The 3,905-nt window shown below is 48.1% G+C and carries 2 tRNA genes and 2 rRNA genes; all 4 read right to left on the bottom strand.

Going from position 1 to position 3,905, the window contains the following annotated elements:
- Positions 1 to 59: 59 nt before the first annotated feature.
- Positions 60 to 2,977 (bottom strand): 23S ribosomal RNA (locus ATN92_RS12585).
- Positions 2,978 to 3,129: 152 nt separating this feature from the next.
- Positions 3,130 to 3,202, bottom strand: a tRNA-Ala gene (locus ATN92_RS12580).
- 30 nt (positions 3,203 to 3,232) lie between these two features.
- Positions 3,233 to 3,307 (bottom strand) — tRNA-Ile (locus ATN92_RS12575).
- 84 nt (positions 3,308 to 3,391) lie between these two features.
- Positions 3,392 to 3,905 (bottom strand): 16S ribosomal RNA (locus ATN92_RS12570); the annotation flags it as partial.

Below are 3,905 nucleotides of genomic sequence, written 5' to 3'. Positions count from 1 at the left end.
AACTAGATATTAAGATTATGAATTAAATTAAAACACTTCAAACTGCTGTAAACTCTTACTCGGTTAAGTCCTCGATCTATTAGTACTGCTCAGCTCCATGTATCGCTACACTTCCACCCGCAGCCTATCTACGTCATATTCTCTAACGGATCTTACTTCCATAAAGGAATGGGAAATCTCATCTCGAGGGGGGCTTCACACTTAGATGCTTTCAGCGTTTATCCCGTCCATACGTAGCTACCCAGCGATGCGCCTGGCGGCACAACTGGTACACCAGAGGTATGTCCATCCCGGTCCTCTCGTACTAAGGACAGCTCCTCTCAAATTTCCTACGCCCGCGACGGATAGGGACCGAACTGTCTCACGACGTTCTGAACCCAGCTCGCGTACCGCTTTAATGGGCGAACAGCCCAACCCTTGGGACCGACTACAGCCCCAGGATGCGATGAGCCGACATCGAGGTGCCAAACCTCCCCGTCGATGTGAACTCTTGGGGGAGATAAGCCTGTTATCCCCAGGGTAGCTTTTATCCGTTGAGCGATGGCCCTTCCATATGGTACCACCGGATCACTAAGTCCGACTTTCGTCCCTGCTCGACTTGTCAGTCTCGCAGTCAAGCTCGCTTATGCCTTTACATTCTACGAATGATTTCCAACCATTCTGAGCGAACCTTTGAGCGCCTCCGTTACATTTTAGGAGGCGACCGCCCCAGTCAAACTGCCCACCAGACACTGTCCCTCACCACGCTAAGTGATGTAGGTTAGAGTTTTCATATAACAAGGGTAGTATCCCACCAATGCCTCCTTCGAAACTAGCGTTCCGAAATCAACGGCTCCTACCTATCCTGTACATGTCACACAAAAACTCAATATCAAGCTACAGTAAAGCTCCATGGGGTCTTTCCGTCCTGTCGCGGGTAACCCGCATCTTCACGGGTATTATAATTTCACCGAGTCTCTCGTTGAGACAGTGCCCAAATCATTACGCCTTTCGTGCGGGTCGGAACTTACCCGACAAGGAATTTCGCTACCTTAGGACCGTTATAGTTACGGCCGCCGTTTACTGGGGCTTCAATTCTCAGCTTCGCAAAAGCTAACTGATCCTCTTAACCTTCCAGCACCGGGCAGGCGTCAGCCCATATACGTCATCTTACGATTTAGCATAGACCTGTGTTTTTGATAAACAGTTGTTTGGGCCTATTCACTGCGGCTGGCTGTTACACCAGCACCCCTTCTCCCGAAGTTACGGGGTCATTTTGCCGAGTTCCTTAACGAGAGTTCACTCGCTGACCTTAGGATACTCTCCTCGACTACCTGTGTCGGTTTGCGGTACGGGTAGTTTATTTCTAACTAGGAACTTTTCTTGGCAGTGTGAGTTATTGTGCTTCGTTACTAAAATTTCACTCCCCATCACAGCTTGTCCTTAAAGATATAAGCATTTGACTCATATCAAGACTTACTGCTTGGACACGCATATCCATCAGCGTGCACACATCATCCTCCTGCGTCCTTCCATCGTTCAAACAAAATAAACTAGTACAGGAATATCAACCTGTTATCCATCGATTACGCCTTTCGGCCTCATCTTAGGCCCCGACTAACCCTGGGAGGACGAGCCTTCCCCAGGAAACCTTAGTCTTACGGCCGACCAGATTCTCACTGGTCTTTCGTTACTCATACCGGCATTCTCACTTCTAATCACTCCACCACTCCTCACGGTATGGCTTCAATGCAATTACAACGCTCTCCTACCACGTGTCTTACGACACATCCACAGTTTCGGTATCATGCTTAGCCCCGGTACATTTTCGGCGCAGAATCACTCGACTAGTGAGCTATTACGCACTCTTTGAATGAATGGCTGCTTCTAAGCCAACATCCTAGTTGTCTATGCGTTTCCACATCCTTTTCCACTTAGCATGAATTTTGGGACCTTAACTGGTGATCTGGGCTGTTTCCCTTTCGACGGTGGATCTTATCACTCATCGTCTGACTCCCGAGTAAAGATCAATGGTATTCGGAGTTTATCTGAATTCAGTAACCCAAGACGGGCCCCTAGTCCAAACAGTGCTCTACCTCCACGATCCTAAACCTCGAGGCTAACCCTAAAGCTATTTCGGAGAGAACCAGCTATCTCCAAGTTCGTTTGGAATTTCACCGCTATCCACATCTCATCTCAGCATTTTTCAACATACACGAGTTCGGTCCTCCAATGCGTTTTACCGCATCTTCAACCTGGACATGGATAGGTCACTTGGTTTCGGGTCTACATCAACATACTTAGTCGCCCTATTCAGACTCGCTTTCGCTACGGCTCCGACTTTTCATCTTAACCTTGCATGTTAACGTAACTCGCCGGTTCATTCTACAAAAGGCACGCCATCATCCATAAACGGACTCTGACTACTTGTAGGCACACGGTTTCAGGATCTATTTCACTCCCCTTCCGGGGTACTTTTCACCTTTCCCTCACGGTACTGGTTCACTATCGGTCACTAGGGAGTATTTAGCCTTGGGAGATGGTCCTCCCGGATTCCGACGGAGTTTCTCGTGTTCCGCCGTACTCAGGATACTGAATGGAGTGGATCAGATTTCGTTTACGAGGCTTTCACTCTCTTTGGCCAAGTTTTCCAACTTGTTCGACTATCATAACCTTTTGTTCTCACAACATCAGTCCTACAACCCTAAAGAGCAAGCTCTTTAGTTTGGGCTATTCCCGTTTCGCTCGCCGCTACTCAGGGAATCGAATTTTCTTTCTCTTCCTGCAACTACTTAGATGTTTCAGTTCATTGCGTGTTCCTCTTGACTGCTATGTATTCACAGACAAGTAAATATCCATTACGATATTTGGGTTCCCCCATTCGGAAATCCCCGGATCAAAGCTTACTTACAGCTCCCCGAGGCGTATCGTCGTTAGTTACGTCCTTCATCGGCTCCTAGTGCCTAGGCATCCACCGTGCGCCCTTTATAACTTAACCTAAATTAAATTACAAAAAGTAATTTAAAACAATTTGCCATGATTTTCATCACAGCTGGCAATCAAAAGATTGCCGCGCAGTTTTCGGTGTTTCTTTAATTCATTAATTCTTAATATCCAGTTTTCAAGGTACGAGTATGACATCTCTGTCAATGGAGGTTAACGGGATCGAACCGATGACCTCCTGCTTGCAAAGCAGGTGCTCTCCCAGCTGAGCTAAACCCCCATAGTACTTATTCAATTATAACAGAGAAAATGGGCCTAAATGGACTTGAACCATCGACCTCACGCTTATCAGGCGTGCGCTCTAAACCAGCTGAGCTATAGGCCCGAAAGCGCCAGGTAGACCTCTCAAAACTAAACAAAGTTTTAACAATTGTGTATTTCCGTTGGTACCAAAGTACCATATCCTTAGAAAGGAGGTGATCCAGCCGCAGGTTCTCCTACGGCTACCTTGTTACGACTTCACCCTAATCATTTGTCCCACCTTAGGCGGCTAGTTCCCCGAAGGGTTACCCCACCGACTTTGGGTGTTACAAACTCTCATGGTGTGACGGGCGGTGTGTACAAGGCCCGGGAACGTATTCACCGCGGCATGCTGATCCGCGATTACTAGCGATTCCAGCTTCATGTAGGCGAGTTGCAGCCTACAATCCGAACTGAGATCGGTTTTAAGTGATTTGCTTGCCCTCGCGAGTTCGCAGCACGTTGTACCGACCATTGTAGCACGTGTGTAGCCCAGGTCATAAGGGGCATGATGATTTGACGTCGTCCCCACCTTCCTCCGGTTTATCACCGGCAGTCTCACCAGAGTGCCCAACTAAATGCTGGCAACTGATAATAAGGGTTGCGCTCGTTGCGGGACTTAACCCAACATCTCACGACACGAGCTGACGACAACCATGCACCACCTGTATCCATGTCCCCGA

This window comes from Companilactobacillus bobalius (genome assembly GCF_009764355.1).
Note: the sequence above shows the minus strand (reverse complement) of the source record. Positions and strands in the feature narration are given on the sequence as shown.